This is a genomic window from Flavobacterium artemisiae, from assembly GCF_042678225.1.
Lineage (GTDB): Bacteria > Bacteroidota > Bacteroidia > Flavobacteriales > Flavobacteriaceae > Flavobacterium > Flavobacterium artemisiae.
The window spans coordinates 532,780-546,964 of the sequence record NZ_JBHUDZ010000018.1 but is presented as its reverse complement, the minus strand read 5'-3'; the positions used below and the strand labels follow the sequence as shown (position 1 = coordinate 546,964).

The 14,185-nt window shown below is 34.3% G+C and carries 13 protein-coding genes; 11 read left to right on the top strand and 2 right to left on the bottom strand.

The window, feature by feature from the left end; translation table 11 throughout:
• The first annotated feature begins 50 nt into the window (after positions 1-50).
• From ACFSC2_RS22225 to ACFSC2_RS22210, 4 genes are all read left to right on the top strand, one after another.
• Positions 51-908, top strand: coding sequence for an AraC family transcriptional regulator (locus tag ACFSC2_RS22225; RefSeq protein ID WP_379813292.1), 858 nt, complete (start codon positions 51-53; stop codon positions 906-908).
• A 164-nt stretch (positions 909-1,072) separates the two neighbouring features.
• Entirely contained in the window at positions 1,073-1,564 is a 492-nt protein-coding gene (locus ACFSC2_RS22220; RefSeq protein WP_379813291.1) for a hypothetical protein, read from the top strand.
• A gap of 568 nt (positions 1,565-2,132) precedes the next feature.
• Entirely contained in the window at positions 2,133-5,138 is a 3,006-nt protein-coding gene (locus ACFSC2_RS22215; protein ID WP_379813290.1) for a SusC/RagA family TonB-linked outer membrane protein, read from the top strand.
• Between the two features lie 11 nt (positions 5,139-5,149).
• The gene (locus ACFSC2_RS22210; protein ID WP_379813289.1) at positions 5,150-6,643 is read left to right on the top strand and encodes a RagB/SusD family nutrient uptake outer membrane protein; all 1,494 of its coding nucleotides are present in this window, start codon (positions 5,150-5,152) and stop codon (positions 6,641-6,643) included.
• A 115-nt stretch (positions 6,644-6,758) separates the two neighbouring features.
• Here the strand turns inward: ACFSC2_RS22210 and ACFSC2_RS22205 are convergent, their stop codons facing one another.
• A complete protein-coding gene (locus tag ACFSC2_RS22205) occupies positions 6,759-7,145 on the bottom strand; it encodes a winged helix-turn-helix transcriptional regulator (protein ID WP_379813288.1) in 387 nt (128 codons plus the stop codon).
• A 123-nt stretch (positions 7,146-7,268) separates the two neighbouring features.
• Between ACFSC2_RS22205 and ACFSC2_RS22200 the strand changes: the two genes are divergently transcribed.
• Together ACFSC2_RS22200 and ACFSC2_RS22195 are read left to right on the top strand one after the other, a co-directional pair.
• A complete protein-coding gene (locus tag ACFSC2_RS22200) occupies positions 7,269-8,063 on the top strand; it encodes an SDR family oxidoreductase (RefSeq protein WP_379813287.1) in 795 nt (264 codons plus the stop codon).
• Positions 8,064-8,106: 43 nt separating this feature from the next.
• The gene (locus tag ACFSC2_RS22195) at positions 8,107-8,430 is read left to right on the top strand and encodes a nuclear transport factor 2 family protein (RefSeq protein WP_379813286.1); all 324 of its coding nucleotides are present in this window, start codon (positions 8,107-8,109) and stop codon (positions 8,428-8,430) included.
• Between the two features lie 76 nt (positions 8,431-8,506).
• On the opposite strand, the gene ACFSC2_RS22190 is transcribed toward ACFSC2_RS22195, so the two are convergent.
• Positions 8,507-8,644 carry a hypothetical protein gene (locus tag ACFSC2_RS22190; RefSeq protein ID WP_379813285.1) on the bottom strand — a complete coding sequence of 46 codons (138 nt, stop codon included), beginning with the start codon at positions 8,642-8,644 and terminating at the stop codon, positions 8,507-8,509.
• Positions 8,645-8,799: 155 nt separating this feature from the next.
• Here ACFSC2_RS22190 and ACFSC2_RS22185 point away from each other — a divergent pair, with 155 nt between their 5' ends.
• From ACFSC2_RS22185 to ACFSC2_RS22165, 5 genes are read left to right on the top strand one after another with little or no spacing between them, the layout of a single operon-like run.
• Complete coding sequence (locus ACFSC2_RS22185; protein ID WP_379813284.1) at positions 8,800-9,633, top strand: universal stress protein; 834 nt, start codon at positions 8,800-8,802, stop codon at positions 9,631-9,633.
• A 21-nt stretch (positions 9,634-9,654) separates the two neighbouring features.
• Positions 9,655-10,977, top strand: coding sequence for a hypothetical protein (locus ACFSC2_RS22180; RefSeq protein WP_379813283.1), 1,323 nt, complete (start codon positions 9,655-9,657; stop codon positions 10,975-10,977).
• A gap of 33 nt (positions 10,978-11,010) precedes the next feature.
• Complete coding sequence (locus ACFSC2_RS22175) at positions 11,011-12,054, top strand: beta-ketoacyl-ACP synthase III (protein WP_379813282.1); 1,044 nt, start codon at positions 11,011-11,013, stop codon at positions 12,052-12,054.
• Between the two features lie 37 nt (positions 12,055-12,091).
• Positions 12,092-13,183, top strand: coding sequence for a sensor histidine kinase (locus ACFSC2_RS22170; protein ID WP_379813281.1), 1,092 nt, complete (start codon positions 12,092-12,094; stop codon positions 13,181-13,183).
• A gap of 5 nt (positions 13,184-13,188) precedes the next feature.
• A complete protein-coding gene (locus ACFSC2_RS22165) occupies positions 13,189-13,941 on the top strand; it encodes a LytR/AlgR family response regulator transcription factor (RefSeq protein ID WP_379813280.1) in 753 nt (250 codons plus the stop codon).
• Positions 13,942-14,185 lie beyond the last annotated feature (244 nt).

The window sequence follows — 14,185 nt, the reverse complement described above, 5'->3', positions numbered from 1 at the left end:
TCAAAAGGTATTGCCAATACCCAAAAACGATCTGAAAATGTAAATAAGTTATGGTAAACGATTATAAAAAGCATGAGCTTTACGGCAAAACACTCATTCAAAAAATTGAATTAACACCGCCGTTTAAATTTGATTTTCCGGTTACCGAACAGGCTTGTTTTTTATATGTGAAAGGAGGGGAGGCCGATTATCAATTCAATGACCAGCAAATAAACATAGCGTCCAATTATTCGTTATTGCTAAACTGCATACAATCTGGAAAACAGATGCAACATTCAAATTCAACGAGTAACTGCGAAATTGTGATTGTTACTTTTTACCCAGAAATATTAAAAAAAATATACGACAGAGAACTTCCATTATTGCTTCAGAAGCCTAAAAATGTAATATCGAATAAATCAAGTGAAAAAATTAATAATGATTTCCTAATCCAGAAATACATCGAAGGCTTATTGTTTTATTTTGAAAATCCGTCTCTGATTAATGAAGATATTTTGGTACTCAAAGTAAAGGAAATTATACTTCTATTGTCTCAAACGCAGAATTCAGAATCAATACAGTTAATATTATCACAGCTTTTTTCTCCAACGGTTTATACTTTCAAACAAATAATAGAAGCCAATTTGTTTTCGCAGCTTACAATCGAAGAATTGGCACAGCAGCATAATTTGAGTGTTTCATCATTTAAACGTGAATTTGCCAAAATATATAATGATACTCCTGCGAATTATATTAAAGCTAAGAAACTCGAAAAAGCAGCAGAGCTTCTGGAGTTTTCAGACCAGCGTATTACCGAAATTGCTTTTGATTGTGGTTTTAATGATCTAGCCAATTTTACTAAAAGTTTTACCAGTAAATACAAGATAAGCCCGACAAATTACCGTCAAGGACTCAATAAACAATTATAATTGTAAATTTGATTTATACTCATTTTAAGCATCGTTACGATTTATCTAACGATGCTTTTTTTTTGGACCAAATTGCCAAACAATTGGACGAATTGGCAAAATCATTTCTCTGAATCTATCGGAAGTTTGCGGTGTACTTCAAACAACTTTAAATCATTAAAAAAATGGGATTATCAGGTCTAGGAATTTTTCACACCGTTATTGGTGTTGCAGCAATTGTGGCGGCGTTGGCAGATTTTATCAATTATGGCAAAATTAATTTGAACACCATATCGGGTAAAGTCTATTTCTACGGAACAATCATTACATCGTTAACTTCATTAGGTATTTCAAAACACGGCGGATTTAATCCAGGGCACGCGTTTTCGATTTTTATAATTCTTCTGGTAACAATTGCTTATTATCTGAATTTAAAAAGAAAAGATAGTAGGAGAGCGCGTTATTTTGAAAACTTCGCGCTGTCTTTTAGTTTTTTGCTTTCTCTTGTTCCAACAGTTAACGAAACCTTTACAAGAGTTCCCGTCAGGCATCCGCTGGCAAAAGATATTACCGATCCTGTAATTGGCAATACACTTCTTGTTTTGTTATTGTTTTTCGTTGCAGGTTCAATTTATCAATTTAAAAAACAGAAACAGACTCATAAACAACAGATCTAAAAAGAGAAGTTATATTTTCTCTTCTTAAATAGAATGAATAGCCGCGATTGAGAATAGTTTCAATCGTGGCTTTTATTTTTTTAAACGGATTGTTCTTTAAATTGTATTTTGATTTTTTTAACACTAAAAGTAATAGAAAATACCTCGATTTGATTATTTAACAACCGATTGCAGGATGATTTTTTGTCAGGAGAATGTAAAAACTGTCATTATTGATGTAAGTAAAAGTTCATTTATAACCTGTTGTATTTATTTTTTGGTACAATAAAACTTACTTTTTGAGTGATGAAATAAGATTTTACATCAAGTTTTTAAAAATATAACATATTATTTAATTTTTAGCAAATGGTCAAAATGACTATTAAATCATTACGTTTTTTACTGTTAAATATTGTTAAATTATTATATTAATAATATATTTGTATTTTAACTAAATTTAATGTTTTTATTTTAATCTATTTTTATTAATAATTTAAATAAATTCAAAAACAACCGATTGTTTTTGTGAGTGTTTTTTTATATTTGTTTCGTTAAACAAACTATTTAAACCAAACAAAAACCACTAAGTATGTTGAAAATTAAAATTGCACTAATTGGGCTGCTCATAATAGGCAGTCAGCATTTAACCGCACAAACAAAAACAATCCAAGGTGTTGTTACAGATCCGTCAGGATTTCCCTTGCCTGGTGCGAGTATTCTAGTAGAGGGCACGCAAAATAGTGCCTCCACAGATTTTGATGGTAAATATTCTTTAAAAGGAGTAAATCCCACAGATAAAGTTACTTTTTCTTATGTAGGCTTGATTTCTCAAACCATTACGCCAGGGCAGAGAAGTACAATAGATGTTACGCTGGCTCTTTCTACTCAAAATTTAAATGAAGTTGTTGTTGCTTACGGAACTCAAAAAAAGACAAAAGTAACAGGAGCGATTTCTACCGTGAGTTCAAAAGACATTGCCGCCGTACCCATTACCAATGCAGAATCGGCTTTACAGGGTCGCGCGGCGGGAGTTACTGTTGTTAATGGTGCGCCAGGAACAAATCCGACCGTTACTATTCGTGGTCTGGCCACAATGGGAAACAGTGCGCCGTTGTATGTGATAGATGGTGTATTAACGAGTAATCTTTCTGGTCTGAGTCCTAATGATATCGAAAGTATCTCGGTTTTAAAAGATGCTTCTACAACAGCTTTGTACGGTTCAAAAGCCTTTAACGGGGTTATTGTGGTAACGACCAAAAAAGGTAAAAAAGGGCCAGGTCAGCTGACATTTAGTACGTATGTCGGCGGACAGGAAATTACAAAAAGATACAGCGTTTTAAATACACAGCAATATCTTCAATATGCAAAAGACTTGGGAAGTGATTTAACAGCAAGAGCGGCAGAATTTGGAAATGTTACTACCAACTGGCAGGATCAGATTTTTCAAACGGGTTTAATGCAGGATTACAACTTAAGTTTTTCTAACGGAACAGAAAAATCCACAAGCCGTTATTCTGCCGAATATTTGAAACAAGTTGGAGCCGTTATTAATACTGGTTTTGAGCGTTATTCATTTAGAGCTAATAACACACAAGATATTGGAAGGCTTAAAGTTGGAAGTAATATTGGGGTTTCTTTTAGCACAATTAACCCAGAGCGTAGTGCAGGAGGAAGAACATTATTGGAGCACGCTATAAAAATGGCACCGTATTTTCCAATTTACAATGACCAGAATTTAGGAGGTTATCAAGGGCCAAGTGCTATTGACGGAAATGATGCAGAAAACCCTGTGCGTGTAGCTAATTTAGGATATCAGAAGATTAATAATTTATCGATAATCGGAAACATCTTTGCTGAATTAGAAATTTATAAAGGTCTAAAATTTAGATCTCAGGTTTCTCTGGATTACTACACGGGTAAAGACCACACTTTTGTTCCAAGTTATCAGGATGGTTCTTACCACAAACAAGCATTTTCTACCACAGCCGAAACCAACGGTCAAGGACAGACAATTGTTTTTGATAATAGTTTGACTTATAAAACGACAATTGCAGGTAAACACAATCTTGAGGTTCTGGGAGTAATTACCAAAATCGACGGAAAATCGCAAAATTTAGTAGCAGGAAGCCGTTATAATATTTCAGATGAAATTGATCAGCTTCGTTACAATGAAGGGAATTTAAGTTCTGCTAATTACGAAGAAAAAAATATTGGTTACATCGCTCGTATCAATTATGATTATGATGATAAATACCTGCTTGCTGTTTCAGGACGTAGAGATGCATCTTCTCGTTTTGGAGCTAATAACCGCTGGGGAAATTTCTATTCTGTTGCTTTAGGATGGAACATTGCTAAAGAAAGTTTTATGCAGAATTCTGTTTTCAGCACATTAAAACTTAGAGCTAGTACAGGTACAACAGGAAATGACAGAATCGACAATTATCAATACAGCGCCACTTTAATTGCAAATTACAACTACCCAATTGGAGGCGGAAATGCGCCTGGTGTTTCGCTGGGAGTGGCTCCAAACCCAAATCTGAAATGGGAATCAAAACTGGATAGAAACATCGGTTTGGATTTCGGTTTTTTTGATGAAAAATTAACGGGTTCATTTGAGTATTTCAACAACAAAAGCACTGATATTCTTTTTGCAGTGCCGCTTCCGGCTTCTGTTGGATCTGCGGGCGGTGGAACTCAAATTCAAAACGTTGCCGACGTAAAAGTCAGCGGTTATGAAATATCATTGGGTTTTAATGACAGAAAAGGAGATTTTACATGGTCTGCTGTAGCAAATTTAGGAACAAGCAAAAACGAGGTTGTAGGTTTGGCACCAGGCGTAACTAGCGTTTTAGGAGGTCCAGTACCAAGAGCTGGTTTAGAAAGTTTCTCAAGACTTGAAGTAGGACAGCCGTTATTTTATTTCTACGGTTATCAGACTAACGGAATTTACCAGAATCAGGCAGAGGTAGATGCAGTTTTCGGTCCTGGCCAGACAGCAATCAAACCGGGAGATATTAAAATTGTTGACCGCGATGGTAATAAAATTATTAATGCAAATGACAAAACCAATATCGGGAATCCGTACCCTGATTTTACTTACGGTTTAAACCTAAATGCAGCTTATAAAAACTTCGATTTTAACTGCTTTATATCAGGAGTTCAAGGAAATGATATTTACAACGCCAATACTTTTGATCTAAAAGGAATGAATCGTTTATTTAATGCCAGTACAGATGTTTTAGACAGGGCCATTGTGGTGAACGGACAAGTTACTAATCCGTCAGCAACACTGCCAAGAGCGCAAGGTGCAGACATCAACTGGTCATCAGCAAACCAACGTTATATAGAAGATGGTTCTTATACAAGGTTAAAAAATATTGCTATCGGATATACATTCTCTGGAGAGGCATTTAAACCTTATTTTTCAAAAGCAAGATTCTACTTAAGCGGACAAAATCTTATTACCATTACCAATTACAGCGGTTTAGATCCTGAAATTGCGCGTGCAGATGCCAATGCAAATTCTGCTGGTATCGATTTAGGAAGATATCCACAGCCAAAATCTATCATTTTTGGACTTGATGTTACATTTTAATTTATATAATGATGAGAAAAATTAAATATATACTTATAGTTCTGTCGGGAGTTTTAACCTTAACTTCATGCGACAGTGGTGAATTAGAATTAAATAATCCTAACACCTTATCACCTGACACTTTCTTTAAAACCAAAGATCAGGTACAATCTGCTGTAAATGCCTCTTATGCCAATTTGCAGACAAGAGGGCTTTATGGAAGAAACTTTTCTTTTGCAATGGATCTTATGAGTCAAGAAACGTTAGGTAACCCGCAATTAGAAGGAAATAAAAAACCTTTTCAGGATTTTTCTTTTAATGCAGGAAACGATATTATTCAGTATTACTGGGAATCTTGTTATATCGGAATCTCGAGAGCTAATTTTGTATTGGATAATGAGGTTAAAATCAATGCGTTGGCAAATTCGGTTTTACCACAAGAGCAGAAGAATAAATTTTTAGCAGAGGCTCATTTTTTAAGAGCGTACTATTATTTTCTATTAGTAAAACGTTTTGGCGATATACCAATTTACAAAACGGGAACTATTATCGGTAACGCAAGAAGTCCGAAGGCAGAAGTGTATGCTTTGATTGAAGAAGATTTGGTATTTGCCTCTCAAAATCTTTTAGCAAAAGGTGTAGAAACTGCAGGAAGAGCAAATAAAGAAGCGGCTTTTGCTTATTTGGGTAAAGTTTTATTATACCAAAAGAAATATGACCAAGCGCTTACAGCTTTAAATAATGTTACAGGATTCAGCCTTGAAGACAAAGGAAGTTTTTATAACAACTTTATGGCAGAAACAGAACATGGTAAAGAGTCTATTTTTGAAATTGAATTTGATGAAAAAAATGGAACAGGAGACCAATGGGGATCGCAAGGTGACAGTGGCGGAACTGGTTTTGAAGAAGCAACACTAAGAGGTCAGGAATATGGAAATCTAAGCTGGTTTAATGTTTATCCGTCAGACAATTTATTAGACTCATACGAAGTAGGAGATGACCGTTTTGGAGATACTTTTTATGTGCCGGGTTCAACCTATTTAAAAGGAACTAAGGTAATGGTTGCTAGTAATTTTACTACTTCTGCGGGTATTAGAAGAGCGGGATGGAAAAAATATCAAAACTATTATGACAGAGAAGATGAAGCTTTACGATCAAGTATTAATTTCAAAGTAATGCGTTATGCTGATGTATTGCTTATGAAAGCCGAATGTGAAAACCAAAGAGACGGAGGTTCGCAGGCTGCAGCGATTGCTTACATCAAACAAATTAGAGATAGAGCCAATTTGACAACCAATATTACAGCTACAAAAGAAGCTGTATTTACAGCAATTGTTCACGAACGTAAAGTCGAATTTGCTGGCGAACAGTCTCGTTTTGATGATATTATAAGATGGGGAATTGCAAATACCGAATTGCAGGGAACTGGTTTTACTGCGGGTAAAAGCGAATTATGGCCGATTCCAAATAGAGAAACCTCTTCAAATCCTAATATAAAACCTAGCGATAATAATCCTGGTTATTAAAAGAAATTAAAAATCGGTTAGTTAAGTTAAGTTAGTTTTTTTTTGATAAACAGCGCAATGCCTTTTGCGCTGTTTATTTTTTATATAATACTTCGATTTCCATTTAATAGGATTACTAAATATCTTGTTTTGTTTCAGTATCTGCAGCTGGAAATTTTTTAATAATTAAAGACCTGAGCCTGTCTTGATGCTCATCTCCCCAGTGGCCTAAAGTTCCTATTACAGGAATCAGGCTCTCACCAAATTCGGTTAAACTGTATTCTACTTTTGGCGGTACAACAGGATATATTTTTCTGGTAACCAGCTCATGTTCTTCCAGTTCATTCAGCTGGATATTTAAGACTCTGCGGGAAGCATCGGGAATTTTACGCTGTAATTCACTTGGTCTTTTATGGCCTTCATTTATAAACCAAAGCAGGCGTATCTTCCATTTACCATATAATACTTCACCTATCAGGTCAAGTCCGCAGTTTAAGTTGGGTATTGTCTTTCTTTCATACATAATGTAAAAATACTAGTATGTCCTGATTTGTGCAATAGGGGAAAAATTTATCCCTATATGAATCGTAATTCCGTACTTGTGAGAAAGTTCCTTAGTTCTCAAATTTGTACAAAACAAATTAAGATGGAACAAAGATTAGATTATCAGAATGAATTATCAGGCAAAATTGCGCTGGTAACAGGAGGGACAAAAGGAACTGGAAGCGCCATAGCACAACGTTTAAAAAATGCCGGCGCTCAAGTAATTATCAGTGCGAGAAACCAGCCGGAAACTCCCGACACCGATTTACATTTTATAGCGGCAGATTTAAGTAAACCCGAAGCTGCTGCTAAAGTTGCAGCTGAGGTACTAGAAAAATTCGGCAGACTGGATATTCTTGTAAACAACCTCGGAAGCTCTGAAACTCCAGGAGGTGGTTTTGCAGTGTTAACCAATACACATTGGGAAGAAACATTACAAGCAAACTTATTAGCGCCGATTCGACTTGATAAGGCATTTTTACCTCAAATGCTTGAAAACAAAAGCGGCGTTATTATTCATATCGCATCTATTCAGGGAAAATTGCCTTTATACGATTCGACTCTTCCGTACGCTGCTGCAAAAGCAGGATTGATTAATTACAGCAAAGGTTTGTCTAAAGAAGTTTCTTCAAAAGGTATTCGTGTTCTAACCGTTTCTCCGGGATGGATTATGACCGAAGCATCAGTAAGAATGATGGAACGTATTTCTGAAAGCGCTAATATTTCGCTGGAAGAGGCTGAAAAAAGTGTGATGAATGCTTTAGGAGGAATACCTTATGGAAGAGCGGCAAAAACAGAAGAAGTGGCTGAATTTGTCGGATTCCTTGTTTCGCCGAGAGCAGGCTATTTAACAGGAACAGAATATGTAATCGACGGAGGCACAGTTCCAACGATTTAAATTACAATCAATACCGAATTATTAACAATAAAATAGATAAATTATGAACTTACCAGAAGTAATACAAGATTTAGTAAAAACGCAAAATAATTTTGACAGTGCTGCTTATGCAAATTGTTTTTCAGAAACGGCCGTAGTTTTTGATGAAGGTAAAACACACAAAGGAAGAAAAGAAATAGAACATTGGATTGCAGATGCCAACGAGCGATACAAAGCTGTAATGAAGCCTTTAAGCTTTGAAGAGAAAGAAAAGGAAATGATTTTAAAAGCAGAAGTTTCGGGAAATTTTGACGGAGGCTCAATTGTGCTGAGTTATCATTTAGAAATAGCAGATCAAATGATTCAATCATTAAAAATCACAGGATAAGAGAAAACGGCTAATTTTTTAGCCGTTTCTTTTTTTTAATTAGTCAACAATGATCTTTCTAAAGATTAATAAAATTTCAGGTCGTTTTATCATTAGAAGAAAACAACTTAGATCTTAATTTTTCCCATTCATTCAATTTTGTTTTTTCAGAATTAGCGGTCGGAATTTCAATCCATATTTTTTTCAATTCTTGTTCTATTTTTCTACTATCCATGTTTTAAAATTACTCTATACATTTTATCTGAATGTATTTTTCGGATGCTAAAAAATACGTTTGAGACGCAAAAATTGACTGTACAGTCAATTTCCAGACTATTAAAGAGGTTTATTAAGCAATTTTACATTCTTATAATCTTTAATAGTTCTTTTATGAGTCTTCCAATAAATATCATTGCCGCAACCAATTTTTCTGAAACAGCCAATAATGCCGTCAATTATGCCGCGGGAATAGCAAAATCAACTGGAGCAAAATTAATTCTCTTCAATTCTTTTTCTTTAAGTGTTCACAGTGCCAATTCGCAGATAACCGCCGAAGCAATGCAAAAACAGATCGATAAAAATACCGAACGGCTTCAGAATTTAGGAAATGATCTTTCAAAGCTTTACAATATTGAAGTAAGTACTTGCTGTAGTTTTTCTTTTGTAGAAGATTTTCTAAAAGAAATTATAGAAAAAACAAATGCCGAACTTGTGGTTATGGGAATGGCAGAACGTTCGCTGGAACAAGATATTATGGGAAATACAACAACTTCGGTTATCAAGAATTTAAAAATTCCCGTTTTGGCAGTTCCAATTAATGCGAGTTATAAAACAGCCAATAAAATTTTATATGCCTGTGATACTTTAAGTTTAACTTCAATAAAAAAATTCAGCTGGCTTAGAAAAATTGTCGGTACGCTTGGAGGTGAAATTGAATTTTTTAGTGTAGAAGAAAAGCTGAACACTCTAAAAGAAGAGCAAAGTGAAACTTTAATTAAATCTATTGCAAACGAAGAACTTCAAGAGGTTAAGTATGTTTATAAAAGTGTTAGATCGAATACAGTAATTAACGAAATACATAAAGAAATAGAAACTTATGGTGCGGATATTCTAGTCATGGTACCGCAGAAATATGGTTTTTGGGATTCTCTTGTTCATAGAAGCAAAACCAGAATTATGGCGGCAGGATTAAGTATTCCGCTATTGTCTTATCCAGCTTTATAAAAGTAATTTAAAGCACTATAAATGAAAGCTGATTTTTTCAATAATTCACTTATTTCTATTCTTCCGCTATTCGTTTTTATTTTAGGATGTATTTCTATTAATAAAACAGAAGTAGCCCTATATGGAGTGGAGAACTATAATTTTACTTTTTGGTTTTTAGTCTCTTTTGGCATTAGTTATTTGTTTTTGAATGACGCATTTTCGGTTTTAATTACGATTGTCTCTACGATAAACACCGCTTTAGGAATACTATTTTGTATGGATTTTTTAGAGATAAAATCCTCTTCAATTGCATTATTGATTTTAATTGTTTTTTTAGCTCTGTCCGTTTTAACGAATATCTATTTGATAATTGCAGTCCATCAGAATAAAAAACCTTTGGATCACGATGCCGTTCATGCGGTTTCGCAAGCTTTAAAAACCTATTTTAAAGCGGTTGTATTGACATTGGTAACCCTAATGCTGCTTTTAATTTTTAGCTTGGATAGTATTGAAATCAATCATATAAAATTGATAATAGCAGCGGGAACCGTATTTCTGATTAATTCTTGTTTACTGCTTCCGTTATTATGCCGTTTGTTTCTGGGGCATATAAACGAAGAAAGAATGCAGGACGATCTAAAATTGTCGTTTTCCGAAAAATTATCATTAAAACTAAATCAAAAAATAGATGACTCCAGCGCAAAAATTGTCTGGATTATTAGTCCGATCATCAGCAATAAAACGATCTGTTTTGTAATCGTGTTTTTAACCGTTGTATTTGGTTCATTTCTTTTTTTGACCAATGAAAAAATGTTTTTTTCGGGTATTGATTTTCAGGATCATTTTTTCCTAATCTTACTGCTCGGATATTTTTTTCTATTGGTTTTTAGATACAAAAGTTATGTATTGGCTTTAGCGCCAATTATGGCTATTGGACTCCATTATTTACTTTTTTGGAATGTCTGTAATTTTTTATTGTATGATTCTACTATCCTGATGTTTATCAGTTTTATCGGAAGTGTTACTGTAATGACAATTGGAGTATTTTCACAAACCGATGCCGCTGTTAATCACATTCAGAATAGTGGTAACATAGATGAGGTAATTTTAAATGGAGCGGCAAAAATTGGCAGTATGCTGTTTGTCTCCGTTTTGCTAATGACTTTCTTCCTTTTGTATGCCGTTTATTCAGATCGTTCTGCCAATGCAGATTGTACAGATTTAATTATCGCTGCAGTGATTTTGATTTCCTCAAGTTTATGTACGCTGTTTCCTTTTCCAGCATTTTTAAAAATTGCGTTGGATTTTCATAAATACCTAAACAAGCCAAAGAAAAAACAAATCAAAAGTATATACCTATAAATTGAAAGCTTATAAATAAAAAAATACATTAAAATGAAAGCAGTAATTACAGCCGTAGGAGGTTTTGTTCCATCTTATATATTAAACAATGATGCAATTACAGCAATGGTTGATACAACTTCTGACTGGATTGAAAAGCGAACTGGAATAAAAGAAAGACGCATATCTAAAAAAGAGGAACATTCTACTTCGTATCTGGCAAGTGAAGCAATTCAGAATTTAATGAAGAATTATGAAGTGGATCCTCTAGAAATTGAGGGTTTGATTTTGGCTACTGCAACACCAGATTACAAACTCGCACCGACAGCCAGCAAAGTTTGCGAAAAAAGTGGTCTTAGGAATGCTTTTGGATTGGATATAAACGCGGCTTGCAGCGGTTTTTTGTATGCGCTGGAAATGGGTGCTGCAATGATAGAAAGCGGAAGATACAAGAAAGTAATTGTAGCAGGTGCTGATAAAATGAGTTCGATTGTAGATTATGAAGACCGTAACACCTGTATTCTTTTTGGGGACGGTGCAGGTGCGGTACTTCTTGAGCAGTCGGAAATCGGATACGGAATACAAAAAAGCATATTAAAAACCGATGGACAAGGAACAGATTCACTTTTGGTACCCGCAGGAGGTTCTAGAAATCCTGCAAATATGGTGAGCCTCCTGCATAGAAAACATTTTATTCATCAGGACGGATCGTATGTTTTTAAGAAAGCAGTAGCATCAATGAGCGAGGTTTGTAACGAAGTGCTTCAGGCAAATGAATTGACAAAAGAAGAGATCGACTGGGTAGTGCCGCATCAGGCTAATCTGAGAATTATTAAAGCGGTAAGCGACAATTTAAATATCGGCTTTGATAAAGTAAAAGTCAATATCGAAAAATACGGAAACACAACGTCGGCAACAGTACCGTTATGTCTCTGGGATTTTAAAGATGATTTTAAAGAAGGACAAAATATATTGATTACTACCTTTGGTGCTGGATTTTCGTGGGGAGCAACCTGTATAAAGTGGGGTGTTATGCGCAGGCAGAAAATGGAAAACTACAAAGTAAATCAATTCCAAGCAGCACTGTGTTTGTCTTAGGATTTTCTACTTTCGAAAAAATATAGTACATTAACTTATGGATTCAAATATCGGAAAACAATCAGGAAAAAATTTCTTTTACAAATATTACAGGGTTATAGTAATACCAGTTGTATTTTTTGCCTATCTTTCTAGTTATTATCTTTTGAATCCGTATCAAAATCATGAGCAGGATTCACTGCTTGTAATTGGCTGGACTCTTGATGTTTTCCTTCTTTTACTTTATTGTGCAATCCTGACAGAGTTAAGCTTATTTGTTGGAAGAAGTCTTAATTATTGGATAAGCTGGGATCAGAAACCAATTTTCAGGGCTTTTTTACAGTTCTTATTTATCATTTTTGGTAATATACTGCTGAATTATTTTTTCTCTTATTTATGGTCTTATTTTTATGCATTTAAACCTCTCAGCGAAAGCGAATTAATAATGGTCTGGCAGTCTAATATAATAGCGGCTATTTTATCCTTATTTATCAGTTTTATACACACAGGTATTTTTCTGCTTAACCGCTGGCGTGTAACATCAGAAGAAGCAGCTGAGTTAAAAATTAAAGCTTCGCAGCTTCAAGAGGCAGTTACGAGGTCTGAATTAGAATCACTGCGTTTACAGCTTGATCCGCATTTTATTTTTAATAATTTCAGCACACTCACGGAGTTAATTTATGAAGATCAAAATGAAGCGGCCTCTTTTCTTGAAAATATTACAAAAGTATATCGTTATATGATTTCTAATCTCGACAAACATACAATTAGTATAAAAGAAGAGATTGATTTTTTGAATTCCTATTTTTATCTTCTAAAGAAAAGGATGGGAAATAAAATTGAATTGAAAATAAATGTAAATTCAGATCATTTAGAATTTCATCTGCCGCCTTTAACACTGCAGTTATTAGTAGAAAATGCCGTGAAGCACAATACGGCAACACAAGCTAATCCGCTCACGATTTTTGTTTATTCGGAAGGAAATAATCTTATTGTAAAAAATGCATTGCAGCTGACTACAGGAAAGAGTCTGATATCAACAGGAATTGGAAAGAAAAACATCGAATTCCGATATAAAATTTTATTTAACCGAAAACCAATCTTCTTAGAAGCTGATGGTTTTTATAGTGTTATTCTCCCTTTAATTTAAATAATATGAGGATTTTAATAGTCGAAGATGAAAGTATCAATGCAAGTCGTCTAAAAAGATTACTTGAAGAATTGGAACCTAACTGCGAGATTGTAAATATTATCGATACAGTTGAAGGATCTGTTGCCTGGCTGGAATCTAATGAAATGCCGGATTTAATAACAATGGATATTCGTCTGGCGGATGGAATCAGTTTTTCTATTTTTGAAAGAACCACGATTAGTTGTCCTGTAATCTTTACAACAGCCTATGACGAATATGCGGTAAAGGCTTTTAAAGTAAACAGCATTGATTACTTAATGAAGCCTATCGAAAAAAATGAATTAAAAACCGCACTCGAAAAATTTAAGACACTTCCTAAAACTCAAAATACTAATGACATTTCCGAAATCTTGAAAAGCTTTGTCAATAAAGCTTCTTACAGATTACGTTTTTTGGTAAATTATCGTGATGGTTACAAAAGTGTAAATGTTTCCGATATCGACTTTGTTTATTCGGAGTTTAAAACATCGCATCTTTTTCTAAAGGATAATACCATTGTGCCTGTCGCCCAAACAATGGAAGAATTAGATATGGAACTAGATCCTGATATTTTCTTTAGAGCCAACAGACAGTTTTTTATCCGTGCAGAAAGCATCAAATCAATTTCAAATTACTTTAATTCTAAACTTAAAATAGAATTAAAAAGAGCACCCCAGCATGAGGTAATCATCAGCAGGGAAAAAGCTTCCCTTTTTAAATCTTGGATGGATCGTTAGAAAATAAAATTAGAGAAATACAGTATATTCCTCTAATTTTTGTTTTTACCATTCTGCCTTTTCCAACAACTCTCATTTACTAAAATATCCCTGATATTTTCCATAAAAAAACTGCCATAAAATTGAGTTGTTAAAAACTTCGTTTCAGTCGCGAATAAATACGCTTGGGTAATTTTTCAGCATCCGAGCGCTTGTTTTCGCTGTTATTTTGCCGTCAAATTCTATCTATTTATTTAATATAATA

Excerpts from the sequence above, each read along its gene's own strand:
- ACFSC2_RS22225 (WP_379813292.1), top strand. The coding sequence starts at position 51 with ATGGTAAACGATTATAAAAAGCATGAGCTTTACGGCAAAACACTCATT.
- ACFSC2_RS22220 (WP_379813291.1), top strand. The coding sequence starts at position 1,073 with ATGGGATTATCAGGTCTAGGAATTTTTCACACCGTTATTGGTGTTGCA.
- ACFSC2_RS22215 (WP_379813290.1), top strand. The coding sequence starts at position 2,133 with ATGTTGAAAATTAAAATTGCACTAATTGGGCTGCTCATAATAGGCAGT.
- ACFSC2_RS22210 (WP_379813289.1), top strand. The coding sequence starts at position 5,150 with ATGAGAAAAATTAAATATATACTTATAGTTCTGTCGGGAGTTTTAACC.
- ACFSC2_RS22205 (WP_379813288.1), bottom strand. The coding sequence starts at position 7,145 with ATGTATGAAAGAAAGACAATACCCAACTTAAACTGCGGACTTGACCTG.
- ACFSC2_RS22200 (WP_379813287.1), top strand. The coding sequence starts at position 7,269 with ATGGAACAAAGATTAGATTATCAGAATGAATTATCAGGCAAAATTGCG.
- ACFSC2_RS22195 (WP_379813286.1), top strand. The coding sequence starts at position 8,107 with ATGAACTTACCAGAAGTAATACAAGATTTAGTAAAAACGCAAAATAAT.
- ACFSC2_RS22190 (WP_379813285.1), bottom strand. The coding sequence starts at position 8,644 with ATGGATAGTAGAAAAATAGAACAAGAATTGAAAAAAATATGGATTGAA.
- ACFSC2_RS22185 (WP_379813284.1), top strand. The coding sequence starts at position 8,800 with ATGAGTCTTCCAATAAATATCATTGCCGCAACCAATTTTTCTGAAACA.
- ACFSC2_RS22180 (WP_379813283.1), top strand. The coding sequence starts at position 9,655 with ATGAAAGCTGATTTTTTCAATAATTCACTTATTTCTATTCTTCCGCTA.
- ACFSC2_RS22175 (WP_379813282.1), top strand. The coding sequence starts at position 11,011 with ATGAAAGCAGTAATTACAGCCGTAGGAGGTTTTGTTCCATCTTATATA.
- ACFSC2_RS22170 (WP_379813281.1), top strand. The coding sequence starts at position 12,092 with ATGGATTCAAATATCGGAAAACAATCAGGAAAAAATTTCTTTTACAAA.
- ACFSC2_RS22165 (WP_379813280.1), top strand. The coding sequence starts at position 13,189 with ATGAGGATTTTAATAGTCGAAGATGAAAGTATCAATGCAAGTCGTCTA.